Source organism: Shewanella denitrificans OS217, from assembly GCF_000013765.1.
GTDB classification, from domain to species: Bacteria; Pseudomonadota; Gammaproteobacteria; order Enterobacterales; family Shewanellaceae; genus Shewanella; species Shewanella denitrificans.
On the sequence record NC_007954.1, the window covers coordinates 2,985,027 to 3,011,473 of the forward strand.

Here is a 26,447-nt window from a genome sequence, read left to right on the forward strand (position 1 = left end):
CAGTGGTAAATCCCTATCCAAATTAAGCGGGAAATCAATAAGATGTTTTCAATCCCAATCCGCAGGTTACAACAAGAAGCTAACATTAACAAAAAGGTCTAGTAACAAAATGTAATACCATCAGTATTAAGGCATCCTGATGAAATAACATAAAAAAAACCTTAGAAGCATAGGCCTCTAAGGGGTGTATTTATTACTAAAATCAGTTAATGATTAAAACGAATCTAACCTCAGCTCGGAATAATAATGCCATGATTATGATAACGCGCACGTGCTTCACACTTGGCGGTTTTTAAAAGCTATAGGCCGCGCTTAAGCGCACATCGCGACCTGCAGCAGGAATGCCATCAGACAAGAAAGGCGTCACTTGTACATTTGTGATGTTTTTAAGCATCAATCTCAGTGTCAATCCACTCAAAGAGCCTTGCGGTTCATACGCAAGCGTAGCGTGCTGCAAGAAGTAGTTATCACTGGGTAATTCACTATTAAATAAGTCCTCGCTAGGCACCTTATCTTGCGCATCGTACCAAGCCCCTTGCCAAGCCAATGACAATTCGTCAGTCAGGTAATAACCTAGGCGTAATTTGATATCAAGCGGAGCAATATTGGCTAAATACTCATCATCCCCTTGGCTGTCTCTCAGGCTGCCATTATGAGTACCTGCTTGCCAAGATGCGGCCAGATCGCTAAAGAAACGTGCAACACGATACTGGGCCTCAATGTCCACACCGTGCATTTTATATCCATCCAGATTGGTATAATTTGACTGCAATGGCAGTGATTTATCTGAATTTTCTCCTCGTCGCTGAGCAATATCATTTTCGCCGTGATTAGCAAATAGGGTAACTTGGGTCGCCAGTCGATCTTGGGCGGCGAAAAGGTCACTAAATGATGATGTTAATCCCAGTTTATAAGCATGTAGCCGTTCAAGCTCTACCTCTGGGCTGGTTGCTGTGATACTGGCCTTGGCGTATTGGACAGCATAGATTTCATCCACTACTGGCGCCATTAAACTGTAGGCATAATCAAAACTAAGTTGGTGGTTTGTCGATAACCGATATTCAAGTCCAAATCGAGGTGACCAGCCACTGTGGTCAGTTGCACTGTAATCATGACCGGCGGCGAGATCGTTATAATCTGATGCTAAGTTTTCTCGGCCCACGCTGTAGATATAATCGTACCTCAGTGAAGGTTTGATGGTCAGCTCATCGGTGAGACTGATCCTATCTTGAATATACGCAGCATAAGTATCTTGGCGGCCACTTGGCTGATAATAAGGCGTGTATAAGCCAAAGTTTTTCTCTGCCTTTTTCTGATAACTTTTATTAAACACTAAGGAGTTTCGATCTAGACTGCGGTACTGTAGCCCTGTGATTAGCTCGTGATTGCCAAAACGACTAAGGTTATTGATATCGACAAAGTCACGTTTATATTCCAGCCAAGATTCATGGCCAAAACTGCCCACTGAAACAAACATTTTTTCCCATGCAATATCAGGTCGGATCCAGTGACGGTCATTGCTCGAATGAGAAATGGCTACTTGAGTATCGATCAGCGGGTTACTGGGGGAATAGCGATAATTGGCTGACCACGTGTTTTCTCTGTATGTATTATCAGATGTGGTGGCGTATAAGGCTTGCTCGTAAGAGCCGTATTTCTTAATGTTGTAATCTGAAATAGTCGGCATGGCACCACGGCGATTCGCCCAAGGCTTACGGCCTTCATCAAGGTAGCGAGTAAAGCTCAATGCTAGTTGATGGTCGCCCTGCTCGAAATCCAGTTTCCCGAGATAATTTTGCTGCTCGAAACCTGAATATGCATAAGCCTCGCCAGTAGCAAGCTCAGTGTCATCAGCTTCTTTTCCTGTAATATGCAGTAAAGCCGATAACTCAGGGCTAAATGTTGCATAGCTAGTTGCGGTATAACCTTTTGTTTCATTGTTGCTGGCATAACTGGCTTTGACTCTAGAACCAAAGCTTTGATCGTGTTTAAGAAAATCACTCGCAGACTTAGTGACAGCGTAAATCGCGCCACCAAAACCCCCGTTACCCGAGCGTACATCATGGGCACCTTTAATCACTTCCACTTGCTTGAGTAAATCAGGGTCAATAAAGAATGAACCGTAGCGATATTGCTCAAAGCCCACTGGCGCATTATCCACATAGACATTTAAGTCCTCTGTCTCGCCAAAGCCCCAAATATTTATCCGCTCACCGCCACTACGAGTACCACCATCAATATGTGCACCTGCCATATCATCGATAACTTCTGCAAAGCTCGAAGCCTGCATTTCCTCCAGCTGCTCCATTGTAATAAGCGCTTCCCCTGGGGTGACAATTGCCATCGGGCGGCGATGTTGAATACCGCTGACTTCAATGACTTCAATTCCGGTGACTTTAGGGACGCCAAGCACATTACCGGCTAACACTTGGCAGGGAAAACTGCCAAGAATACAGGCTAATGTAAGGCCGAGGGTACTGGGGCTTACATTGTGATTTTGACGGGAGAGTAGATCTGGGTGACTCATGTTGCAGGTCCTTATTTGACACCACTGCAAGACAGCATCAGCATTTCGACTAACGGTCTTCTGCTCCGAAAGCACAGACAGAGCGATTAGCGCAGTCAACTGCAGTGGTATAACAACGAAAAGAAGCCGGCATTATAATGGGCCAGAATAACAATGAGAATGATTATCAGTTAAATACTTTGTAAAGATTAATGATATAAAAAATCCCTTAGAAGCATAGGCCTCTAAGGGATATATTTATTACTAAAACCAGTTACTGACTCAAACCAGTTTGCTTGCGAGCTATCCCAGCTGCATCATCATCTTGCGGCTCTTAACCAAGGCTCTAAATTGCTCTAAAGACTTGTTCGGTAAGGTCGATGCTTCTGGTATATCCACTTTCATTACATCGACCGGGCGGCCATTGACATGAAATTCATAATGAAGGTGTGGGCCGGTTGAACGTCCTGTATTGCCAGACAATGCAATCACTTGACCACGAGTGACTCGCTGGCCTTTTCTTACTAAGAACTTTGATAGATGCAAATAACGAGTACGCACCTTGTTGTCATGCTCTATCACTATGTAGTTGCCCGCATACCTGTGCTTAGTGACTAAGGTTACCACGCCATCCCCTGGCGCCACGACGCTAGTGCCAATGGGGGTAGCAAAGTCGGTACCATTGTGAGGTGAAACTCTGCCGGTCACAGGATTTTTACGCTTAGGGTTGAAACGTGATGTTAGGCGTACTTTTTTATTCAGTGGAATTCGTTGGAATGCCTTGGCTAAGCCAGAACCTTCTTCATCATAATAGTTGCCATCGATATGCTGAAAAGCGGTAATATTGCGACGACCATTAACAATTTCTATGCCTTCTAAACGGCTACTGCCCGTGGCTTCACCTTGGACAAATTGATCGTTCATCAGTATTGAGAAAGTATCGCCTGCGCGTAAATCACGAGAGAAGTTCAGTTTATTTTTCAGTAAAGATTCAACTTTTTGGATATCAGTAGCGCTTAAACCCGCGCGTTTAGCCGACACATAGAATGAGCCATTGATCTCACCGCCAACCACACGGTTTTGCCATACCCCTTCGCGGATCACTTCTTCGGCATTAAAACTGCCATCATCGAAACGCGTGAATACCACTTGATGGGCAGGATTAAAATACAATTCTAGTTTAGTCAGATCGCCGTTTTTATCCTGCCAAAACTGAATACGGTTGCCCGGCAATAAGGTATCGAACGCCAAGACGCTGTAATCCGCCTCCAACACCTTATACATGGTCTTCTGATCTATGCCCGCTTGCTCAAACAATTTACTTAAGGTATCGCCAGTTTCTATGACATGTTCGAACAAAGGTTGACGTTTAGCTGCAACTTTAGTGACAGGCCCAGTGCTCAGATCCGGTAATAGGGATTCAATGTCTAAGGCGACGGGAATACGTTCTGGGGAGAAGCTTTGTTCAGATGGCCATAATAGGGCTGCACCCATAAAAAAAACGCTGGCCATCAATACTTTTTTGTGAAAATTTGGCAAGTTTTGCAAACTTGCTCTTGGCAAGTTTAACGCCATAAGTCTCTCTGTTAGCAATGTCTAATCCACCTATTATTATTTTTATTGATGATATGCTTAGTACATTTGCACTACTTGAAAAAATTTCCTGCTCATTTATATCAAAAAAAATCACTAACACAAACTAAATTTATCTTAATCTAGTCTGCGCTAGCACATATTTTGTTACTTTTTTGATTCACATCATTCTAAAACTGCTTGATATTGGTATTGACTCTGTAATCGACTAATACCTAGGCCATTCATTTTATTTACTTTTATCTGTACATCAATGCGTTCCTTCATGGCTTCGATATGGCTTATCACCCCAATCATCTTACCTGAGGCATTCAAGTTATCTAAGGCATCGAGGGCCATGTCTAAGGTTTCACTGTCTAAGGTACCAAAGCCTTCATCTAAAAAGAGTGAGTCAATACTGGTTTTATGACTGACCAGATCTGATAACGCTAAGGCCAAGGCTAAACTCACCAAAAAGCTCTCTCCCCCTGAAAGCGTACGGGTATCCCTTAGCGCATCCCCTTGCCAGGTATCAATCACTTGTAATTCCAAGGCATCACTGCCTTTGCGCTCTAATAAATAGCGCCCATGCAAACGCCCAAGCTGTCGGTTAGCCAGTGCCACAAGGTGATCGAGTGTGAGCCCTTGGGCGAACTTACGGAATTTATCGCCCTTTTGCGAGCCAATAAGGGCATGCAAATACGCCATATCATCATAGGACTGTTTCGCAGCCTCAAGCTGACTCACCAAGGAGCCTTGCGCCGCTTGTTGCTCGCTATCCTCTGTTAAAACGCGTTCTATCTGCCACAACTCCTGTGTCAATTGCTGCTGCAATTGCTCAAGCTCGCCATGCTCTATACGAAGAGCTGGCGCCAATGACAGCTGATACTCTGCCGCCAGCCCTCGTTGTTGTAACTTTTCCAGCCCAAGCTTGGCTTGTTGCGCCAGAGCTTGCTGTTGATGCAAGCGAGTATCAAGCTCATTTTTCAGCGTCTGCAGAGCTTGCCTGTCCGCCTGACTTAAACAAGCGGCGCTAAAGCTTGCTTCATCACTAAACGGGCTAGCATCTAAGGCATTTTGCCAATGTTGTTGATGCTCAGTTAAGCTTGTCACAAGGTGAGTGAGCTGTTCATTCAAGCTATCTAAACGCGTCTTGATGGTGTTTTCTAGCGTACTGGCTTCCAGCTGCTTGCTGACAAGTGCTGCATTTACGTTTTCGGCTTGCTGTTTGTTAATTTCTGCTTGGTCTTTTTCATGCTCTATATCTTTGTCACCAAAGCAGTCAAACCGCTCGGCATTCAGCGCCTTAAGTTCAGCTTCTATGGTCATCAACTGCTGCTTATCAGTCTCAATTTGAGTGCGGTTCTTATTAAGCTGCTGGGAAATACTGCTGCTACTTTGCTGTAAAACCTCTAACTGTTGCTGTTTTAGGATTAATTGCTGCTGCGCCAAGCGCCACTGTTGTAAATTAGCACTGAGCTCATTTAACCAGTGTTGATATTCAGAAGCGCTGCTCTCCCGTGCTGGTAAAGTAACGCCAAATTGGCCACATTCAGTGTTTAGGTTTTGGATCAGCATCTGTTGCTGCTCTTCAAGCCTGTTAATTCGGCGAATTTGCTCCTCAATGCCCTGAGTGATATTGCACTGCTCCGCGCTGAGTACGTCTCGCGCTGAGACTAGCCTTTGAGCCTGAGCCTCTGCTTGCTGCAACGCTTTAAGCTCAGTCGCCTCTTGGTTCTGCATACCTGAAAGCTGAGTTATGCACTCACTGAGCTTGTGTTGTTCCTCAGTTGCCTTAACAATAAAAGATCGTAATTGACTCTCAAGAGCCTCTAAATAGGCAGCTTCATTGACTCCAGGATTGATGCTTGCTTTATCACCATCACTTGCTCTACGCCACGGTGCTGGCAGGGCAAACTCATTTAGAGAAAGCCCAAGTTGTGCGAATAAAGCGTGCCAATGATTACGTAACTCTTGTTGCTCGCTGATGCAGTGAGTTAATTGCTGCTGTGTGTGCTCCCAAGACAGCTCAAGCTTAGATAGCGCTAAATTAAGCCCCTCACCTGCAAGTTTTAATTGCTCTAATTCTTGTAGTAGCTTTTGCTGACGCTGCTCAGTGTCAGAAACATTGATGCCTTGATATTCACTCACTAAAGGGTGCTCAATTGAGCCACACAGGGCGCAAGGCTCGCCGGGTTGCAATTTAGCCCGCTCAGCGTCGAGAGAGCTAATGTGTTTCTCCTGAGACAAAAGCCCTGTGACATCTTTCACTTGCTGATTTTTATCACGCCATTGCAGGCGCACCTTAGCAAGCTCGCTGGTTAACTCAATCGTTTGCAAAGCGTCATCAGCCGCTTTTTGGGTTAACTCAAGCCAAGTGGCGTACAACTTGCGATATTGCTCGAATGTTTTTGCCAGCTCACTGCGCCCATGCTGGCTATCGAGACACTGCTGATACTCTTGTTGCAGCTGATGTATCTCACGGCCACTGAGCAATTCATTTATCTGCGCTGTCGTTGCTGCCAGCAAATGACTGGCATTAATTTGTACCTGCTGGGCTTGCGTTAATTGCTGCTGGTTAGTCTCAAGGTTTTGTTTGCACAGCGTAGAGGATTGCTGCAACTGCCTTTGCTGAATATCAAGCTCACCGCGCTGCTGTTCAAGTTCAATTAACTGCGCGACTTGCGTCTTCCAACCGCTTAACTGCTCACCGAGGGCTTGCCCTTGGGGATATTGACTAAGCAATGTTGAAAGCTCTTTAATTTCAAGGGTTAAATCCTGCTTGCGAGCTTGAACCGCCGATAGCTCATGATTTAATTCATCCTCAGTGGTGCGAGATTTATCAAGGGCTTGTTGGCACTGAGTTAATTTAAATCGGCTCTGGGCCAGCTTTTGCTCTAAGGGCTGAACCTGGGTGTCTATTAAATGATGGAGGGCTTGCTGCGCCTGTTTTTCAACAATAAGTGCTGTAGCCGCCGCGCTTTGCTGCTCACTCAGCTCTTTTAGGGTTTGCTGTGCGCTCACTAATTGCTGCCCAAGCTCCGCGACCTGTTTATCAAGGGCTTGATGCTGCTGGCTGAGTTGCTGTTTTCTCTCAAACAATGGCGCTAATCCCTGCGCAGGTTCACTGTCTGCTAGGCGTTGTAACTGATTTTTTTCATCCCTAATGGCCTCTTCTGCAGCCTGAAGCCCCTGCTCGCTTTGCTCTACCAGCTGCGTTTGTGCCTGCATGGCATCACACCATGTAAGGCAATCAACTAAGGCTAGTAACTGCTGCTGTTTCTGTGCCAGAGTCTCTTTTAACGCCAAAGCGCTAGCAAGCTTTGCTTCACGCTCTTCTGCACTTAACAACTTAACGCTATCCAATTGCACTTTTAGCAGGTTAAGACGATGTTTTTGTTCGCCAAACTCAAGATGCACCCGCTCCGAGATTAAGCTGTAGATCTCAGTGCCGGTCAATTCTTCGAGTAGCTCGGCTCGCTCGTTGGCACTGGCATTTAAAAAGGCAGCAAAATCCCCTTGAGATAACAGCATAGAGCGGGTGAATCGCGCAAAATCAAGCCCGGTAATAGACTCGACCAACTCTGTTTTTTGTTTGATTTGACTGGCAAGAATCACCCCAGACTCGAGTTCAGCAAGCTCAACCTGTGCATCTTGCAGGTTGCCATCGGCAAGATCTCGAGAACGGCGCTGACTCCAAAAGGCGCGATAAGCCTTGCCTTTTACTTCAAACTCCACTTCGGCTAAGGCGCTACCTGTACCACGGGTCATCAGCTCATTGGTGGATTTAGAAATCACACTCAGTCTTGGCGTTCTGTGATACAAGGCTAAACAGATGGCATCTAAAATGGTGGTTTTACCGCTGCCCGTGGGGCCCGTGATGGCAAACAAGCCATTTTCTTTGAATGGCGACAGGGTAAAATCAATTTTCCACTCATCTTTAAGGGAGTTAATGTTTTTAAAGCGCAGGCTAAGGATTTTCATTCTTTGTCCTCCACGCCTTGAATTAGCGACTCTTCGACGCTGGCTAATACTTGCTGAAACTGAGCTTGAATTCGGCCACGCTTTTTCAGCTGGTCATCGCTTGACCACTCCTCTTGTGCGAGACGCCGCTCAAAGACTTCAGTCACAGATAATTCGGCGAGAATTTCGTTATCAACTCGCTCAATCTGCGCGCTCCTTGCCGTTCGAGCCCTTTTTAACTGCAACACTTCCAATGGTTTGCCGTCAATAAGCTCGCCTATACGAGTCTGTAAGTCAGACAAATAATCTTGCTCACTCACCTCCACACTTAACCAAGTGTTGTGGTTTAACTGATTGCCACTCTCTTCAATGGCTTCATCTGCTGCGAGTCGATTAATTTGCGTCTCTATATGCGCTAAATCGCCCTTTATTACGGCAAGGGGCTGAAACTTTGGCACGACGAGTCCAGTGACGGTTGGGGATATGCCATCAAACTCAACTAAAAATACGCTTTTGTCACCATTGAGTTCATCAAAACTCAACGGGATCGGCGAGCCGCTGTAGCGTATATGCTCTGTTTTAGCGATTTTCTGTGGCCTGTGAATATGCCCAAGGGCAATATAATCCGCAGCAGGAAAAAGGTTGGCATTGAAGGCATCGAGACTGCCGATATAGATTTCTCGTACCGACTCTGAAGTTGATGCCCCGACCGTGGTTAAATGACCTGTGGCAATGATAGGCACTGGCGCTTGTTGCTTTGCCTGAATGCTTTGGGCAATGGCAAAACTATCTTGATAAAGCGCGGCAATGGCATTAGCTAACTGTTGCTGTTTGTCCGTTGCTGATTGGCCTGCCTGGCTGAGCATCATGTCCCTTGGACGCAAATAAGGCAGCGCACAAATGATAGCGCCCACCTCCCCTTTGCGATTGTTAAGTTCAAACACATGCTCGCTGATGTTATCAAAAGCCCCTGGTATTACCCGAGCATTGAGGCAAGCTAATAACTCTTTAGATTCACTTAAAGTGGAGACAGAGTCGTGATTGCCACCCAAAATAATCAGCTGACACTCACTTTGCTGCATCTGCACTATGAATTGATTATAAAGGGCGCGAGCATAACTTGGCGGCGTACCGGTATCGAACACATCACCGGCAATAATAAGCGCATCTACTTGGTGCAGTGCAATTTGCTCCAGCAGCCAGTCCATAAAGGCCCTGTGTTCCCTTGCCCGGCTCTTGCCATAAAAGTTTTGCCCAAGGTGCCAGTCAGATGTATGGATAATGCGCATATCGCTTGCTCTTATATTAATTACTAAAAATTATGATCAAAAAAACTGATTAAAAATACTGGCTAAAGAGCAACTTAATACTCATCACCAAGGACATAAATACCACCAAGGGCTTGATAATACTCACCCCCTTAGTCACCACCAAACGGGACCCTAAAGTTGCACCTATGGCTTGCCCCACTAACATGATAAGGCCTAGGACTAACACAACCTGGCCACCAATGGCGAAGAAAATCAGCGATGCCACATTGGTGGCAAAATTCAGTAATTTGGCATGGGCGGTAGCCTTAGCTAAGCCAAAACCTGCCAGTGATACAAAAGCTAACGCCAAGAAACTCCCCGTACCTGGGCCAAAAAAACCGTCATAAAAACCTATTCCGAGAGCGGCGGTGAAAGCAAACACTGTGGGGGTGATGACTTGGTGACGGTCATTTTCTGAGATTTTCTTAGAAAATAGGAAATAGCCACCGATAGCAAGAATAAGAAAAGGCAACAAGGTCTCCAGTACACTGGCATCTATCATCTGCACGCCAATAGTGCCCAATGACGCGCCAACAAATGCACATGCGAGGGATAACTTTATCTTGCGGACATCCACCATACCTTTACGAATAAAGTACCAACTGGCGAAGAAACTGCCGCCACAGGATTGCAGCTTATTGGTACCAAGGGCTGCTGCGGGGGGGAGCCCTGCCCACAAGAGCGCCGGAATGGTCAATAAACCACCGCCACCGGCGATAGAGTCGATAAATCCCGCTAAGATGGCGACGCTAAACAGCACTGCCGCCATTTCCACTGTTAATTCAAACATGCTTTGACTTATATTAAGCTGATTAAGCCTGATATTAGACCCTGTTTTTACTTAAAACTCAAAGCGCTTAGGGAAGATATTACTTCAAGCTCAAACCATCAACCTTGGCAGAGTGACTCATCAACTCTCCTTTATTGTCTAATACCTTTTTAGCCAATGTGCTTTGGGCTGCCAATTGGCGACGGGTAAGGTGCAAGTTCAAACACAAAATACCGATAAGCCCTCCATAAACCAGCATTTTTGAAAGACTAAAGCTTTCTTGAAACAATTCTACTGCCACTAAGGTACCCACGAGCGGCGAGATAAATTGATACAGGGAAATCTGACTAAAAGACACTTGCTTACTGCCCAGTATAAACAGACCTAATGGCAAGCACGTTAAGATACCGATTAAAGGCAGTAGCCACAATTGCAATTGACTTAATGCCTCCCAATGGGCATTAGGCTCTAGCACAATAAACAAGATCAACAGGGCAAAAGGTAATAACAGGGTAGTTTCACGTTTCAGCGCCGTGATAGGCTCTAGCGATTGGCTTCGATGCCAAAGAATATAAGCAGTAAAACAAGCGCCAATAAAAATCCCCGCGATAGGCAGCACTTGCTCTATGACCGCATCCACGGCAATAAGTCCAAGGGCTGCAAGCATCAAGACTAGCAATGTCATGTTGCGGCGATTGGCAGGCAATAAATAATCCACTATGGCAAACAGGATAGGCGTAATTAAATAAGCGTAACTGGCTTCTAACGCATGACCACTTTGCACAGTTAACGCATAAACGCCCCAGTTAGCACCAATAAAACAGGTCGACGGTATATAGGTAAGCCAGCTCTTAAGACCGAGTTGGGCTTTGGGCTGTGCTTGCCCTTGGTTGTTTGGTTTGACTTTGGGGTCGCCACTGAACACTAGCTGCAAGACCAGCCAAGTAAACACTATCTGCATGGCGAGCATAAATAGCGGCGATGTATCGGTGAAAAAATAGAAATAAATAGGTAAACCGCCCCAGATGAGATTTGCGGTTATGATGAAGAAGTGTGCCATGAGTTTTGCCATCCTTGTGCAAAAAAAGTAAATCTCGAACTAAAACATGCTTAAGCTGTAATCTTTGTTGAATGAAAATAAGAGTAATACAAACTGAATATAAAGCCAGCTTATCGCCGGCTTTATGAGTGTTATGGCAAGTGTACGATTAGTGTTTGCAATCGGGACCATGCACATGGTCATCATCGGCAAATTCATCATCGCCTTCTTGGTGTTGCATCACACCCCAACCATCCGTCATGCCGTCAAACTCTGCAGCAAAGGTATTAAGCTCAGTCTCTTTCGCCACTAGCGCATCATAAGCTGGCACCATATTGATAGCGACAATCAGTTCCCACTTAGCAATTTCGTCATCAAAAACTAGCTCTAACTCACCTTCTAAGTCTGATTGACTTAGGGCTTCCAGCGCCGACTCTGCATCGCGCTGCTCGTCAAACACTAGGAAGAAATCCACTTCCAATGCTTTGCTAAGATCGATACCTGCTTCGGCCATAGCTTTAAGCATTTCACCATTGTCGTCATCTGGAAATTGCATGTTTAATCCTTACTTAGTCGCAACGACTTTAATCGATTCATTATTAAATTCAATGATATCACCCACAACACACTTCTTACGTTTGCGGGTATCCACTTCACCATTGACCTTGACTTGACCTTCGGTAATCGCATGCTTGGCTTCGCCGCCGCCATTAACTAGACCTTGTACTTTAAGTACTTTATACAGCTCTACAAACTCATCACCGCTTAGCAGTGGAAATTCTTGAATATTATTCACGCTTTTGCCCTTAGGGTCACTTATCTAAACCGAGCCGGCTCATTTCTGCATCGAATTATACCCTAAGTGAGCTTAGCAGGCATACAGCATTTTCAACGGATCTGGGTATTGATAAATAAAGCCAAGCTGCTGACAAATAAGCGCACCTGATATCACTTTTGTTGGCATAACTTCTTGATTAAAAACTGGTGCAACCAAGCCAAGATGTGTCGTTGCCAAGGGGTAAAACTCGCCTCTACTGGGATGCTCTGGGGCGACAATATTATAGACGGGCGCCGTCTTATCAGCATTGATAACCTTAATCACAGCGCCAATACAATCATCAAGGTGCACTAAGTTAACCGCAACATTGGCGCCACTTATCCCTGTTTTCCCGGCAAAAAAACGTCCAGGATGCCGATTAGGTCCCACCAAACCTGCAAACCTGAGGATACAACTGTTATCCATTGGCGCAAATAAGGCTTCGGCGTTAAGTAAAATCTCACTGGCGTCATTGTGAGCTTTAGCATCCGCTTCACTCAGTGGCAGCTCAGCGTCATCCCCCGCAGGATAGACGCCGGTTGTGCTGATAAATACCAGTTTTTGATAACCGCGGGGGCCAATAAAATGCACTAAGTTACTCAACTGTTCAAGATAGCGGCTCTCTGCCTTGCCTGCTTTTTTCCTAAGCCCTGGGGGAATGTTAATCACTAAGACTTGGCATTCCAGTAACTCATTTATGTTATTAGCGAAAGTGTTATTAGCAAAAGCCTCATTATAGAAAATGTCATCATTGAGATCTAATGGACAAGCTGTTATTCCCAATGAGGCTAACTGCTCACAGCCCTCAATACTGCGTTTAGTCCCGATAACCTTATGCCCTAACTGCTTAAGGGCTTGAGCTAACGGTAAACCAAACCAACCACAGCCGATAATACCTATCTGTTTCATTATGTGATGACATCCTTTGCGGGCTAGTGACTAGCCTAACCTTGAATCTAGTTTGTGCGCTAAGCACTAAATAATTAGCATGAGCCATACAATATGATGACGAAGTGGATCATAATTTGATACTGAAATAGCTTATTAATTGTCTGGCAAGGCACTGAAATAAAAGCTGATGGGGCTATCTGCTTGCAAGGTTTTTAAGGCGCCCTCGGTCAGCTCTTCTAATCTTAACACTGAGCTGACGGTAACATCTTCCTCTAGCAAGAATCTTAAATTAGCTTCCCCGCCGCCTAAATTACAAGACCACACATGGGGCTGCTTAACTTCTCGAGTAGTCATCATGACCTTGCCTATGCTGCCATCAGATAGGCTGACTAAGGTGCCTGGAGGATAAATACCAAGGACTTTCACTAAGGCTGCTATCAAATTTTGAGCATGCTTTTTTGCATGGGATTTAAATAAAGTACCTAAGGCTAACTGGGGGGAAAAGGTAAACTGCTCTAACAAACCTTCATAGTCATTGGCTAAAGACACTATTTGGGTTAATAGCGGAATGTCTTTCTCGGTGAGGTGGTCCGGATAACCGCTGCCATCGATATATTCATGGTGATGCAGGACGATATTGAGCACGCTCTTAGGGTATAAATTACAGGCATTGAGCAAATCGAAACCCAAATTGGGGTGCATTTTGAGATAATTTTGCTCAGGTTCTGTCAACTCACTCCGTTTACGACGTATGTTATCAGGGATCTTAAGTTTACCGAAATCATGAAACAGGCTACCTAAGGCCAAATCCCTAAGATCGCTCTTAGGTAATTCTAAAGCATGCCCTATCATTAACGACAACACAGCCACAGAAATTCCATGTTGTGTCACACTCACGTCCATTTCGCCACTGCCCACTAACGCCAAGTACGGCGTGTCAGTTTCTTGTAGATGATCCACAAAACCTTCGACCATAGTGGCAGCCTCACGGTATGCCTTATCAGGTTCAATGGCAAATTGGGCAAACACACTTCGACTCTCGTTGATATTGCTTAAGAAACGCTGCTGTCCGACTCGCATCGCCTTAATGACCGCAGCCTTTGAGTCCAAGACCTTCTTTGGCTTAGCCTTAACTTGCATAGGATCCGCTTGTTTATCTTCGACTTCTTCAATAACTTCAGGCAAGAGTTCATGGCCGGAAAGCACATAAACAAAGGTCAATTCTAAACCTCGGATAAGTTCTATCTGTGCCTGACTGGTGAGTTTAATGCGATTGATAAAGAATGGATGTTGAGTCCAACCAAGGGGCAACTTAACCGTTAACCCTATCACCATCTGTGAGGCAGGGAGTTGCATTAATTCAGCTTTGGCCACACAGTCCCTCCTCTTAAGTCGACGATAAAAATTTATTCTGAGTTAAAGGTAACAGTAACTATAGATTATTATTATAAAAAAGTGAGTATAAGCGAATTTTTGCTCAATTTACGCCCCAATTTACTCACTATTAACGCAAAAGTATTATTGACTTAGTGAATAACCGACGTAATCCAAAGAGTTTATTCATTTTTATTGCTATCAGCTTGGTTAATTTTTGGCTGCATAAGCACAGATGTTACTGCCCTAGCGGTAGGCTTAGATCTTAAGCTAGCTACGCTAGGTTCGCGGTCAATATCTTGCGACGACTCACTGCTTGTCTTTGTTTCAGCCATTTCCTCATCAGGATGCCAGTCTTTCACATAATGCATCAAACGTTTTGAATTGGCTAAATACAAGGCTGACCAGAATAAAATCAGCCCATCTAAGGCGTAACTTATTTTAAAGATAAAATAATCATGGGCTAATCTCTGACCTAAAATAATGGCATCGAGCACCAATAAGAGCCACAAGATGCCAATAAGACGCCTAAAAATAGGCTGAAGCCATGCAGGTGAACGTTTACGTTCGGCAATGATTAAGCCATAAATCATCACGGCGCCGACACCTGAAACAAGCGCTAAGATGAAATCGCTTTTCTCGGGATAAAACAGCTTCACTAAGCCTGCTTGATCGCTAAATTGAGTCAGAGAGGCGATAAATACACACCAACCTCTTGCCAAAAAAACCAGCATCAAATACAAGAATATCGGCGGTTTTATATGACCTTTATCATCGAGCCAGGTAATATTGCTAAAGTTCAAAGCCACTCCGTTTCACTGTCAAATAACCTGTCTAAAATACAGCACCAGCTAAATTCAACTGGGCTTAACCTGCGAGCCCAAGAAAAACCAACAACTCGGTTTCATCAATCACTTTAACCCCAAGCTCTTGGGCTTTGGCAAGCTTAGAGCCCGCTGCTTCTCCTGCCACCAAACAATCGGTATTTTTGGATATACTGCCAGCCACTTTTGCTCCAAGAGCTTGTAGCTGGGCTTTTGCCTCGTTGCGATTAAGCTGAGTTAAGGTGCCAGTGAGCACCCAGGTCTGACCTTTCAAGCGTAATTCATCCTCGGCAACCGCAGTAATTTCAGGCCAATTTATGCCGGCGGCGAGCAATTTATCAACCACCTCCAAGTTATGTGCTTGGTCGAAGAAATGGCGAATATGCTTGGCGACAATCTCTCCCACATCTGCCACCTCCAGTAGCTGCTCCACCCCTGCCTCACGCACTGCGGCTAAGCTTTTAAAATGATTGGCAAGATTAGCTGCTGTGGCTTCGCCTACCTCTCGAATACCCAAACTGTATATGAAGCGCGCTAAGGTGGTGGTTTTGGCGGCATCGATGGCTGCAACGAGTTTGGTCGCCGACTTCATCGCCATGCGCTCTAACATGGTCATCATAGAGGCCGTTAGGCCGAATAGATCAGCGGGAGATTGGACAAGCTCCTTATCGATAAGCTGCTCGACAATTTTATCGCCCATGCCATCAATATTAAGCGCCTTACGAGAAGCAAAATGCTTGATGGCCTCTTTTCGCTGCGCTTCACAAAATAGGCCGCCGCTGCAGCGAGCCACGGCTTCACCTTCCAGACGCTCAACCAAGCTTTGACAAACGGGGCAGTGTGTTGGAAAGACGATATTTTGTGCATCTTGCGGACGTTTTTCTGGCACTATGGCAACGATTTGCGGGATAACATCACCAGCACGGCGAATGATCACAGTATCGCCTATTTTTACGCCTAGACGGGCTATCTCATCGGCATTGTGTAACGTGGCGTTAGACACAGTTACCCCGCCGACAAATACTGCTTGAAGCCTTGCCACTGGGGTGACGGCGCCAGTGCGGCCCACTTGAAAATCAACCGATTCCAGTAGCGTCATCTCTTCTTGGGCGGGAAACTTATAGGCGATGGCCCAGCGCGGCGCTTTGGCCACAAAGCCTAAGCTAAGCTGCTTAGGGATAGCATTGACTTTAATCACGACCCCATCGATTTCATAACTTAACTGGCCGCGGCGATTGAGTATGTCATCATAATAAGCATACACTTTCTCTAAACTATCACAGAGCTTCACCTCTTGACTGACGGGCAAGCCCCAACGTTTAAGCTGTGCTAGCTGACCAAAGTGACTTGGCTCCATAGGCTGGACTTCACCCTCTACCACCCCAAGGGCATAGGCATAAAAGCCTAAGGCTCTCGATGCGGTAATTTTAGAATCGAGCTGCCTCAAACTGCCTGCGGCGGCGTTGCGAGGATTAACGAAAGTTTTATCCCCTTTTGCCTGCTGACGAGCATTAAGGGCATCGAAGGCCGCTTTTGGCATAAACACTTCACCGCGCACTTCCACCAATTCAGGGTAACCGTCGCCGCGAAGTCCCATAGGAATCGATTTAATGGTGCGCACATTCTCAGTGATATCCTCACCCACAGTACCGTCACCTCGGGTTGCCGCTCGCTCAAACTGACCATTGCGATAGGTGATAGATACGGCTAAGCCATCAAGTTTAGGCTCACAAACATAATCGACAGTGCCGACCTTATCTGTGATGCGCTTATTGAAGGCTTCAAAGTCGGCCTGCTCAAACGCATTGTCTAGACTGAGCATAGGTTTTAGATGAGTTACTTGTGAGAACTTGTCTAATGCATGACCGCCAACTCGCCGACTTGGAGAATCGCTTTGGATGAGCTCAGGGTGCTCGGCCTCTAAGGCCAACAATTGCTGCATAAGCTTGTCATAGTAGGCATCGGTAACGCTTGGGGCATCATCAACGTAATACTTGATATTATGTTGGTTAAGCTCGTTAACAAGATTGGCGATTTGAAGTTGAATGGCTGACATACTTGATCCTAACAAACAAATAAGGCCGCTTAAGCGGCCTTATTATTCAATAATAACGTTAAACTATGGCTTTAATACGGCGTAAATAATCTTGTTTATTGTGCTCAGTCCACACTTTTCGCTGCTCATCGAGCACTATGGCACCCAAATCATCGGCTAACTGCTCGGCAGAATTAAGCATGATGGAGAAGTTATGCTGCGCCTCGCCATGGCAAGGTAAGGTCATAAACATCACGATACCTTGAGTGCAGAACTGTTCCATATTGTCGGGATCAAACACCCCAGGTTTCATCATATTCGCCAAAGAGAACAACACCTTACCGTTACCGGCATTGTCGCTATGGCGATGGAAAATATTCATATCACCAAATTTAAAGTTGAGTGATAGCAAACAAGGCAATAATTCAGCACCTTGTATTTCTTGCCCTTCATGGGCCACCACGTGAAGTACGAGTACATCTTGTGGTTCCCCAAGCGGCTCAGGTTCTCTTGGCGCTTGACTCTGCACGGGGCTCGCTGGCTGAGGGCTAGCTTGAGTTGTTGCCCCATACTTAGGTGACTCTATGTGAACGTGCTGCGAAGGCGTTATCGTCTGAGGCTCAACCGATTGCTTTACTTCTGCTGTTACCCCTTGAACGCCATAGCTTGCAGGCTGCGGCGTTACTGGTTGAGTATTCATGGAACCCGCAACGGTAGCATTGGTTGCCGCTCGCTCTGCCCTTACAGGTTCTGCCCGCTCAGCTGTCGTACGCTCCGGACTATAACCATGGGATGAAGCGACGCCCGCATCAGTGGCTGAGGCTTTTTGCAATGTCATCACAGGGACACTGGTATGATTACGACTGCTAGGCAAGTCTTCGGTTCCAGGCTTACGCACACGCACCGCGCCTATACCATCGGCATCGAAACCTTGGCTATCACGGCGCTGGGCTTCGCTAATATTTTGCGCCCGAGTTCTTTCTTTTATCGGTTTAGGTTGTTGTTTACGAATGGACCAAAAACCATGTACCAATACCGCAATAATGGCGATAGCACCCAATACAAACAAAACAAGTTGTAAATCTTCCATTGGTTACCTGTATTCCTATTTATAGCGCGTCCGCCATGGCGACCGCTTGTTCTATATCCACAGCAACTATACGTGAAACGCCGGGTTCATGCATAGTAACGCCAATTAATTGATCTGCCATTTCCATGGTTATTTTATTATGGCTAATGTATATAAACTGCACGCTTTGGGACATTTCTTGTAATAAACGGCAAAAACGTTCTACGTTGGCATCATCAAGTGGCGCATCGACTTCATCTAGCATGCAAAAAGGTGCCGGATTCAGCCTAAAGATGGCGAACACCAATGATAATGCGGTTAAGGCTTTTTCTCCACCGCTTAATAAATGAATGCTGCTGTTCTTCTTTCCTGGTGGCTGCGCCATAATGGTAACGCCAGTTTCCAGTAAGTCATCTTCTGTTAACGCTAAATATGCCTGACCACCGCCAAACACTTTAGGAAATAACAAGCCTAAATCTTTATTCACGGCCTCAAACGTGGCCTTGAAGCGGCTGCGGGTTTCCTTGTCAATCTTACGAATGGCATCTTCGAGGATCATTAACCCTTTATTGAGATCCTCATCTTGAGCATCCAAATAGGCCTTACGCTGCTCTTGTACTTCATATTCTTCGATAGCGGCAAGGTTAATGGCACCCAACTTTAGGATCTCTGCCCGCAACTTATCTAGCTCATTACTTAACTGCTGCGTCTTCACATCTGGCTTGAGTTGACGCGCGACAGCAGACACATCCACTTTATGCTCATCGAGCAATTGCTGTTGGCCATCCGCTTGACCTTTAAAACCCTCACGACGTAACTTTAACGCGCCTATCTTTTGAGTCAAGCCTTCTATGATACCAAGCTGTTGTTTTTGCGTTAATAGTACATTATCTAGCTCGATTTGCACTTGTGCTTGTTTAGCACGCGTATCATTGAGCAGCCCCTGCTGCTGCGCCTGAGTCTGGAGTAAGGTCGCAAGATTCTGTTCAAGCAGCGCTTGTTGGTCTTGCTCTTGACTGCTTTGCTGTTGGCGACTGGCTTGCTCAAGCTGAGCCAAGCTGTGGTTCAACTCCTGCCGCTTAAGTGCAATTTGTTGCAGTGTTTGTTGCTGCAGCGCCACTTGAGTGCTCAAGGTTTGACGGGCATGCTCATGCTGACGCTTGATGTTATCTTGCTCAATGCGCTGCGCTTTAGCTTGCCTTAACTGGGCACTCACTGACAGCCACTCTTGATTAAGCTCTTGTTGTTTTTTTGATAATCCTTGTAACTCATCATCTTGACTGTCCAATAGCGTCATCAATGCCAATAGCTGCACTTGGCTATCCTCACGCTGTTGTTCAAGCTGGGCTTGGGATGACGCTATCTTTGCCAGATTTGTCTCTTTGGCGTCATCTTGATGTAACAATTTTGCCATCTCAGAGGATAAGGCTTGTTTCTTTAGCGCAAGCGCATGCCCTTGCCGTTGACACTCGAGTGCCAGCAACTTTACCTCTGCAAGATTGTTTCTCGCGTCCAGCACTTGCTGTTCGCTAAGCTCAACCTCTGAAGCTAGTCTACTTATCTGGGATGAGAGCTGATTAAGCTCTTGAGTCAGGAGCAAATTAGATTGTTTCTGACTTTGAGCTTGCAGTAAGAAGCCATGGCCCAATAAATACCCATCACGACTGACAAAGCATTGCTGCGGTTTAAGTTCATTAAGGTGTGCCTTGGCATAAGCTAAATCTTCCACCCAAATCAGTCGCTCAGTCCACGGGGTTAAGTTTACCGCCGCTGAAAAAGCTTGATGGTTAGACTCATATTCAGCTGAATGAATAAACCCTGCCTTGGACTCACCTTGCAATACGTTCGCCTGCAACACTGGTTGCAATGCCAATTCAACCGCAAGCTCCCAACCTGGGGTCACTTTTATATGCTGCCACAATAACTGGCTACCATCACTTTCTTGCTCACCGGCGAGCCATTCCTCTATGACTTGATGGCGGGCCTTGGCTGAGGTCAGTGTGGTTGTCAGCTGTTGATGATGAGCGAGTTTGTCATTGAGTGCCTGCTCTTGGGCCTGCATTGAATGTTCATGCTCAGCGCTAAGCAAAGTCTGCTGTGACAAGGCTTTGGCGTTATCACTCAAGGCTTGGCTTAGTTGCAGGCGAGCATCACTGTTATCTATGGCTTGTAGGGTTTCAAGTTCATTAGCAAGCTCAGTGAGTTTATGCTCAGCGTGCAACAAGTTCTTCTGAGTGTGCTCACGCTTGGCATTCTCTACTGCATGAGCCATTTTTGCGTTGGCTAACGTTTCCTGACAGCGGCTTAAGTTTTCATTAAGCGCGTCACTGGACTCCTCCAGTTGGTTTATTTGTTCATCGAGTATTTCTAAGGCGTACTGACTCGCCTCCCACACAGTGTGTTGCTGAACGTGATCGGCTTCTAGCCTTTGCAGTTCGTTTTCACCTTGAACGTTATCTTGAGCGGTTTGCGCAAGCTGGGTGGTTAATGCCTGTTTTTGCTGTTGCCACTGACTATGTTGAGTTTGCCAATGATGTAGGGCCTGCTCGCATTTGGCGATATCAGTCCTACTCTGATAAAAATGCTCGACTTGCTGCTGCTCTTGTTCGTTAAGCTCGGCTAACTGAGTTTGCCATTGCAGTAGGCTCAGGGATGCCGCTTGTGCCGCCGCATTAATTTCGGCAAGTTCAAGTTCAAGCAGCTGAATTTCTTTATCTATTTTCTCAGTGTTAAGTGCTAACTCTTGATAACGCACCACCAACAACTGTGCCTGTAGCTGACGTTCTTGTTGTTTGAACTCGCGATAAGCGAGCGCCGACTTAGCCTGTTCAGCCAATTTATCAAGTTGGCTGCCAAGTTCGAGTCGAATATCATTTAAGCGTTCTAAATTATCTCGGGTATGGCGAATGCGATTCTCTGTCTCTTTACGGCGTTCTTTATAACGAGAAATACCCGCAGCTTCTTCGATAAATACCCGCAAATCTTGCGGCCGAGATTCTATTAAGCGTGAAATTGTGCCCTGTTCTATGATGGCATAACTGCGTGGCCCAAGGCCTGTGCCCATAAACAAGTCGGTAATGTCTTTGCGGCGACACTTTTGTCCATTGAGAAAGTAAAAGCTGTCGCCATCACGGCTCACCTGACGCTTAACCGAAATTTCCTGATAACTGGCATACTGACCAGCGAGTCGCCCTAGGCTGTTGTCAAACACCAGTTCAACCCCAGCCACAGAGACTGGCCTGCGCACACTCGAGCCATTGAAGATAACGTCTGTCATCGAATCGCCGCGAAGATTCTTGGCCGAGCTTTCCCCAAGCACCCAGCGCACCGCGTCTATGATGTTGGATTTACCGCAACCATTCGGACCAATAATCGCTGAGAGTTGCTGCTCGAAGGGAATTTTGGTCACATCGACAAAGGATTTAAATCCAGCAAGTTTTATCTGTTTTAATCTCATATTGCTAAAGGGTCATTTCCTGGGCTCAAGACAAGTGTGAACGGCGCTCACTTTAGCAATTAGGTCGCACCTTGTAACGATTTTTATCAGTAAAATAGCGATATCCCCTTGTTTTATTAACTTGAGGTAAGCACAATTCTGAAAAGACTTTAAAGGAGAGCCTTAATGTCCAGCGATGTAAAAAAACCGAATAAGAGTGGCTTTAACTACTTTATGGATGGTTTTGCTTTAATTAAACAACCGGGTTTGCGAAGCTTCGTGTTTATCCCCCTGATGATTAACTTACTGTTATTTGCGACTGTAATGTATGTTGCCGTCGGCGAATTGGCGCTGTTATTTGACTGGGTCAATGGCCAACTACCAGACTACTTAACTTGGCTTAAGTTTTTTCTTTGGCCCTTAGCGGTGCTCAGCCTCTTGGTTATCATGTCATTTGTGTTTAGCTCGGTAATGAACTGGCTAGCGGCACCTTTTAATGGCCTTTTGGCTGAAAAAGTCGAGCAGCACCTCACGGGTAAAGCATTAAACTCAGGTGGCACCCTCGATTTGGTGAAAGATTTGCCTAGAATTTTTGGCCGTGAATGGCAAAAACTTAAGTATTATTTACCCCGCGCCATTGGCTTTTTAATCTTATTTTGGGTGCCTGTGGTAGGTCAGACTGTGGCACCTGTGCTGTGGTTTTTATTCACAGCCTGGATGATGGCAGTGCAGTATTGTGATTTCCCCTTCGATAACCATAAAGTGCCTTTTGAGGACATGAAGTTTGCCCTCAACCAGACCAAGGGCACAAGTTACAGTTTTGGCGCCGCCGTGACCCTGTTCGCCATGATCCCTATCGTGAACTTTATCGTGATGCCAGTGGCAATTTGCGGTGCAACTGCCTTATGGGTAGACAGGTATAGAGATGCCTATAAACACCCGACCATCGCCAGAGACTAGTTAACCCGAGTTGAAGAGTGTTAAAGTTTAATAACATGATAAACTCAATAAAAATGCCAAGTGATCAACTTGGCATTTTTGTTTTTGAGTAAGCTTGTCGTTTTGATTAACCAGCTTAATGCATCACAATCCTATTTCGGCCTTGCTGCTTGGCTTCATACAAGGCCTCATCAGCCCTGATTAACACATCATCAATCAACTCATCGCCAAAGGCGGCTAAACCGCAACTAAAGGTAACGATTAATTCACCGGCCGATGTCTTAACGCTCTTTTGCTCATTGTGCTGCCGAAACGCCTCCATTAATGTGATGGTTTTTTCAATATCTAGCCCTTTAAATGCAACCACAAATTCCTCACCGCCAAAACGGGCCACAGTGAATTTATGCCCAAAAGCTTCGGTTAATCGACTGGCAAACACCATTAGCACTTCATCACCCACATCATGTCCGTGGGTGTCGTTCACTTTTTTGAAAAAGTCGATATCCAGCAAGGCTAAACTGAAACACCCTTGCTCTTCATGTTCATCCTGATAATGGCTAAAAAAATACCTGCGGGTAAAGACCTTAGTGAGAAAATCTCGATTGGCCTTTTCCCATAACATTTTCATCATGTCCTGGGCATCTAAGGTGTTATTGATGCGGCAATGAAATTCTTCATGTACAAAGGGCTTTTGCAAAAAGTCGTTGGCGCCATTTTTAATGAAGCGTGCCGACAGGCTAGCATCACTTGCCAAACCGATAATGGCAAGATCTTCCCGCTCATATTCTTCCCTTAACTTAATCACCAAATCGGCGCCATTGAGGTTTGGCATATCATAATCTGTGATAAGTAAGCGAATGTCTTTCTGCTCGGCAAGTACAGTCAATGCCTCGGCACCATCTTCGACTTCGATGACTTGAAACAAGTGCTGCTCTAATAACAACTTAACAAATTTGCGACTAATAACCGACTGCTCGGCTATCAAGACTTTAACGTCTTTATTTCGATAAAGCCTAGCGATTAACTTGGCAACATACTGATAACTGTAGCGGTTTTCTTTAAGGATGTAGTCGACGATCCCCATGGTGAGTAACTCAGTACGAAGCTCTTCATTAAACTGCCCTGTCAGCGCTATGCAAGGTGTCTGGTAGGCAGAACGAACCAATTTAACTATCTCACCATGCTGTGCATCCGGCAGCACAAGGTCGGCAACCACCACGAAATAGCTATGCTTATCGAGTAAGGCAATGGCAGAGGTGAGATCGGCGGCGGTATCGACTTCACAGCCTATTTCTTGAACAATGTAATGCTGTAAAATTTTAGATACCGTAGTACTGTCTTCAACGATCAGAATTCGCAATCCACTCACCTCTTCTTGTAAGAACTAGTTTTTCTCTAATACGATACTGCCGATTGAGTAACCCGCACCAAATGAGCATAGCAGGCCTAAATCACCACGGACAAAATCTTGTTTGTATTTGTGGAATGCAATGACAGAACCTGCCGAGGCCGTATTGGCGTATTCATTGAGTACAATTGGTGCTTTAATGGGGTCAACATCATCACCCAATAATTTTTTCACCACAAACATATTCATATTGATGTTAGCTTGGTGTAACCAGAGGCGTTTAAATTCATCAGGCTTAATCTGCTCATCATTAAATTGTTCGTCTAAATGCTGGTAGATCATAGGCAACAATTCTTTGAATACTTTACGGCCCTGTTGATGAAATAACTTATCCGCGTTTTGAGCATTGGCGGGATCGCAGCGGTTGACGAAACCAAAATTACTGCGAATATTGTTGGAGTAGTTTGTTACGCAGCGGCTGGATAGAATACTAAACGCATTATCTGTTTTGCATAATTGCGCATCCTCTACCACTACCGCTGTCGCTACATCACCAAAAATAAAATGGCTGTCCCTGTCTTTAAAGTTAATCTGCGGCGAGGTCAGCTCAGGGTTTATCACCAGCACACGTCTTGCTGTGCCGCCGCGAATGGCATTGAGGGCATTGACTATGGCGAAGGTCGCCGACGAACAGGCCACCAGCATGTCATAGGCGAAACCTTGAGTGCCGAGCGCCTGTTGAATTTCAATCGAAATCGCAGGGTAGGCTCTTTGAGTGTAGGCGCAGGCCACTATGACTAGATCAATATCTTCACCGCACAGATTTGCCTCCACCAATGCTTGCTTCGCCGCTTCAATCCCCATGGACGCCTGCATTGACAGGGCATCTGATGGCGCATCGGCAATCAAGGGCATCATGACATTGGGATCTAATATCCCTTCTTTAACCATGACATAACGGTTCTGAATACCTGAAGCCTTTTCAATAAACTCACTGGATGAATGAGCTAATGGCGCAATTTTTTCTTCTTTTATTTCAGTTTGATGGGCTAAATTGAATTGGTCCACATACGCATTGTAGCTGCTAACCAGTTCCTGATTGGAGACGCTATAGGGTGGGGTAAATAAGCCCGACCCAGAAATAACTACCTTTTTCATCATACTCTTATCCGACCAATTGAATGAGCGGCCAATCCATAAACACTCAAAAAAGAACTATCATGCAATGGGCGTATTATTAATATTGGCCGTAAATTGTTGTTGCTTATTCTAGTACTATCTACTTGAATTACTTTACTACTAATTTCTTTTTTTGCGATGGTCAGACCAAACAAGCAGCAAAGGGACTAATAAGCTGTACTTTACCTCTTAAAAATAAGCCCCAAACAGGCATTAGGCTTAGGTTATGCGTTCATTTTGAAGCACAAGAGTGGATATTATTGGCATATAAATTGTTTCATTCATAACTAAAAAGCATAAAGCAGAACAAAGAATCACTTCTCAAACACACAAAGCTGATTATGATCAATACATGAACTCAAAGGAGCATAAGTATCATGAGCAAGATTTTCGAAGATAATTCCTACACTATGGGCAATACGCCTTTAGTTAGACTCAACAAGGTCAGCAATGGCAATGTATTGGCTAAAGTTGAATCACGTAACCCAAGCTTCAGTATTAAATGCCGCATCGGCGCCAACATGATTTGGGATGCAGAAAAGAAAGGCTTGCTCAATAAAGATATCGAACTCATTGAGCCAACGTCAGGCAATACCGGTATCGCCTTAGCTTATGTTGCTGCCGCTCGCGGTTACAAACTGACCTTAACCATGCCTAATTCCATGAGCCTTGAGCGCCGTAAATTGCTTAAAGCCTTAGGCGCAAATCTAGTGCTCACTGAAGGCGCTAAAGGCATGAAAGGGGCTATCGATAAAGCCGAAGAAATTCGTCAATCGGCACCTGAAAAGTACCTGATTTTGCAGCAGTTTGAGAATCCTTCAAACCCAGAAATTCATGAGAACACCACAGGGCCAGAGATCTGGAATGATACTGATGGTCAAATCGATGTATTTGTCGCAGGTGTCGGTACGGGTGGCACCTTAACCGGGGTGAGCCGTTATATTAAAAACACTCAAGGTAAAGCCATTACTTCGGTTGCGGTAGAGCCAGTAGACTCCCCTGTCATCGCCCAGGCCTTAGCGGGTCTGCCTTTGCAACCGGGTCCTCATAAAATCCAAGGCATAGGCGCAGGCTTTATCCCGGGTAACTTAGATTTGTCATTAGTTGACAGAGTCGAAGCTGTCAGTAATGAAGACGCCATTGAAATGGCAAGACGTTTAATGAAAGAAGAAGGCATCTTAGTCGGCATTTCTTCAGGTGCCGCCGTTGTTGCAGCTAATCGCATTGCGGCTTTACCTGAATTTGAAGGTAAAACTATCGTGGTTATATTGCCATCAGCCGCTGAGCGTTATTTATCTTCAGTCTTGTTCCAAGGTGAATTTGACGACGCTGAAAACATTCAATAATCCGTTGGAAATTGCTTAGGCTGGCCTTAG

The 26,447-nt window shown here is 45.4% G+C and carries 18 protein-coding genes; 2 read left to right on the forward strand and 16 right to left on the reverse strand.

What is annotated here, in order from left to right:
* Positions 1-292: 292 nt before the first annotated feature.
* From SDEN_RS12980 to SDEN_RS13045, 14 genes are all read right to left on the reverse strand, one after another.
* On the reverse strand, positions 293-2,527 hold the full coding sequence (locus SDEN_RS12980) for a TonB-dependent receptor domain-containing protein (protein WP_011496934.1): 2,235 nt from the start codon (positions 2,525-2,527) through the stop codon (positions 293-295).
* A gap of 282 nt (positions 2,528-2,809) precedes the next feature.
* On the reverse strand, positions 2,810-4,099 hold the full coding sequence (locus SDEN_RS12985; RefSeq protein WP_408640228.1) for a peptidoglycan DD-metalloendopeptidase family protein: 1,290 nt from the start codon (positions 4,097-4,099) through the stop codon (positions 2,810-2,812).
* A 165-nt stretch (positions 4,100-4,264) separates the two neighbouring features.
* Entirely contained in the window at positions 4,265-8,062 is a 3,798-nt protein-coding gene (locus tag SDEN_RS12990) for an SbcC/MukB-like Walker B domain-containing protein (protein WP_011496936.1), read from the reverse strand.
* Positions 8,059-9,330, reverse strand: a complete 1,272-nt coding sequence (gene sbcD, locus SDEN_RS12995) for an exonuclease subunit SbcD (RefSeq protein ID WP_011496937.1) — start codon at positions 9,328-9,330, stop codon at positions 8,059-8,061. The genes SDEN_RS12990 and sbcD overlap by 4 nt, the downstream gene beginning before the upstream one ends.
* 49 nt (positions 9,331-9,379) lie before the next feature.
* On the reverse strand, positions 9,380-10,141 hold the full coding sequence (locus SDEN_RS13000; RefSeq protein ID WP_011496938.1) for a TSUP family transporter: 762 nt from the start codon (positions 10,139-10,141) through the stop codon (positions 9,380-9,382).
* Positions 10,142-10,220: 79 nt separating this feature from the next.
* Positions 10,221-11,180 (reverse strand): permease-like protein, encoded by a 960-nt coding sequence (locus tag SDEN_RS13005; protein ID WP_011496939.1) that lies wholly within the window; start codon positions 11,178-11,180, stop codon positions 10,221-10,223.
* A 148-nt stretch (positions 11,181-11,328) separates the two neighbouring features.
* The gene (locus tag SDEN_RS13010; protein WP_011496940.1) at positions 11,329-11,715 is read right to left on the reverse strand and encodes a ribonuclease E inhibitor RraB; all 387 of its coding nucleotides are present in this window, start codon (positions 11,713-11,715) and stop codon (positions 11,329-11,331) included.
* A 9-nt stretch (positions 11,716-11,724) separates the two neighbouring features.
* Positions 11,725-11,955 carry an RNA-binding S4 domain-containing protein gene (locus SDEN_RS13015; RefSeq protein WP_011496941.1) on the reverse strand — a complete coding sequence of 77 codons (231 nt, stop codon included), beginning with the start codon at positions 11,953-11,955 and terminating at the stop codon, positions 11,725-11,727.
* Between the two features lie 72 nt (positions 11,956-12,027).
* Positions 12,028-12,885, reverse strand: coding sequence for an SDR family oxidoreductase (locus SDEN_RS13020; RefSeq protein ID WP_011496942.1), 858 nt, complete (start codon positions 12,883-12,885; stop codon positions 12,028-12,030).
* Positions 12,886-13,020: 135 nt separating this feature from the next.
* Positions 13,021-14,241 carry an HD-GYP domain-containing protein gene (locus tag SDEN_RS13025; RefSeq protein ID WP_011496943.1) on the reverse strand — a complete coding sequence of 407 codons (1,221 nt, stop codon included), beginning with the start codon at positions 14,239-14,241 and terminating at the stop codon, positions 13,021-13,023.
* Positions 14,242-14,423: 182 nt separating this feature from the next.
* The gene (locus tag SDEN_RS13030; RefSeq protein ID WP_011496944.1) at positions 14,424-15,044 is read right to left on the reverse strand and encodes a DUF2919 domain-containing protein; all 621 of its coding nucleotides are present in this window, start codon (positions 15,042-15,044) and stop codon (positions 14,424-14,426) included.
* A gap of 64 nt (positions 15,045-15,108) precedes the next feature.
* Entirely contained in the window at positions 15,109-17,121 is a 2,013-nt protein-coding gene (ligA, locus tag SDEN_RS13035) for an NAD-dependent DNA ligase LigA (protein WP_011496945.1), read from the reverse strand.
* A gap of 58 nt (positions 17,122-17,179) precedes the next feature.
* Positions 17,180-18,190, reverse strand: coding sequence for a cell division protein ZipA (zipA, locus tag SDEN_RS13040; RefSeq protein WP_011496946.1), 1,011 nt, complete (start codon positions 18,188-18,190; stop codon positions 17,180-17,182).
* A 19-nt stretch (positions 18,191-18,209) separates the two neighbouring features.
* On the reverse strand, positions 18,210-21,626 hold the full coding sequence (locus SDEN_RS13045; protein WP_011496947.1) for an AAA family ATPase: 3,417 nt from the start codon (positions 21,624-21,626) through the stop codon (positions 18,210-18,212).
* A gap of 165 nt (positions 21,627-21,791) precedes the next feature.
* Here SDEN_RS13045 and cysZ point away from each other — a divergent pair, with 165 nt between their 5' ends.
* The gene (cysZ, locus tag SDEN_RS13050) at positions 21,792-22,565 is read left to right on the forward strand and encodes a sulfate transporter CysZ (protein WP_011496948.1); all 774 of its coding nucleotides are present in this window, start codon (positions 21,792-21,794) and stop codon (positions 22,563-22,565) included.
* Between the two features lie 115 nt (positions 22,566-22,680).
* Here the strand turns inward: cysZ and SDEN_RS13055 are convergent, their stop codons facing one another.
* Both SDEN_RS13055 and SDEN_RS13060 read right to left on the reverse strand, forming a co-directional pair.
* Positions 22,681-23,904: a diguanylate cyclase gene (locus SDEN_RS13055; protein WP_011496949.1), complete on the reverse strand. Its 1,224-nt coding sequence runs from the start codon at positions 23,902-23,904 to the stop codon at positions 22,681-22,683.
* Positions 23,905-23,928: 24 nt separating this feature from the next.
* Entirely contained in the window at positions 23,929-25,050 is a 1,122-nt protein-coding gene (locus tag SDEN_RS13060) for a beta-ketoacyl-ACP synthase III (RefSeq protein WP_041405809.1), read from the reverse strand.
* A 398-nt stretch (positions 25,051-25,448) separates the two neighbouring features.
* Between SDEN_RS13060 and cysK the strand changes: the two genes are divergently transcribed.
* Positions 25,449-26,417: a cysteine synthase A gene (gene cysK, locus SDEN_RS13065; RefSeq protein ID WP_011496951.1), complete on the forward strand. Its 969-nt coding sequence runs from the start codon at positions 25,449-25,451 to the stop codon at positions 26,415-26,417.
* The last annotated feature ends 30 nt before the right edge of the window (positions 26,418-26,447 follow it).

Bases quoted from the DNA above. Each gene is read 5' to 3' on its own strand.
- SDEN_RS13005 (WP_011496939.1), bottom strand. From the start codon at position 11,180: ATGGCACACTTCTTCATCATAACCGCAAATCTCATCTGGGGCGGTTTA.
- ligA (WP_011496945.1), bottom strand. From the start codon at position 17,121: ATGTCAGCCATTCAACTTCAAATCGCCAATCTTGTTAACGAGCTTAAC.
- SDEN_RS12980 (WP_011496934.1), bottom strand. From the start codon at position 2,527: ATGAGTCACCCAGATCTACTCTCCCGTCAAAATCACAATGTAAGCCCC.
- cysK (WP_011496951.1), top strand. From the start codon at position 25,449: ATGAGCAAGATTTTCGAAGATAATTCCTACACTATGGGCAATACGCCT.
- SDEN_RS13045 (WP_011496947.1), bottom strand. From the start codon at position 21,626: ATGAGATTAAAACAGATAAAACTTGCTGGATTTAAATCCTTTGTCGAT.
- cysZ (WP_011496948.1), top strand. From the start codon at position 21,792: ATGTCCAGCGATGTAAAAAAACCGAATAAGAGTGGCTTTAACTACTTT.
- zipA (WP_011496946.1), bottom strand. From the start codon at position 18,190: ATGGAAGATTTACAACTTGTTTTGTTTGTATTGGGTGCTATCGCCATT.
- SDEN_RS12990 (WP_011496936.1), bottom strand. From the start codon at position 8,062: ATGAAAATCCTTAGCCTGCGCTTTAAAAACATTAACTCCCTTAAAGAT.
- sbcD (WP_011496937.1), bottom strand. From the start codon at position 9,330: ATGCGCATTATCCATACATCTGACTGGCACCTTGGGCAAAACTTTTAT.
- SDEN_RS13060 (WP_041405809.1), bottom strand. From the start codon at position 25,050: ATGAAAAAGGTAGTTATTTCTGGGTCGGGCTTATTTACCCCACCCTAT.
- SDEN_RS13010 (WP_011496940.1), bottom strand. From the start codon at position 11,715: ATGCAATTTCCAGATGACGACAATGGTGAAATGCTTAAAGCTATGGCC.
- SDEN_RS13020 (WP_011496942.1), bottom strand. From the start codon at position 12,885: ATGAAACAGATAGGTATTATCGGCTGTGGTTGGTTTGGTTTACCGTTA.
- SDEN_RS13000 (WP_011496938.1), bottom strand. From the start codon at position 10,141: ATGTTTGAATTAACAGTGGAAATGGCGGCAGTGCTGTTTAGCGTCGCC.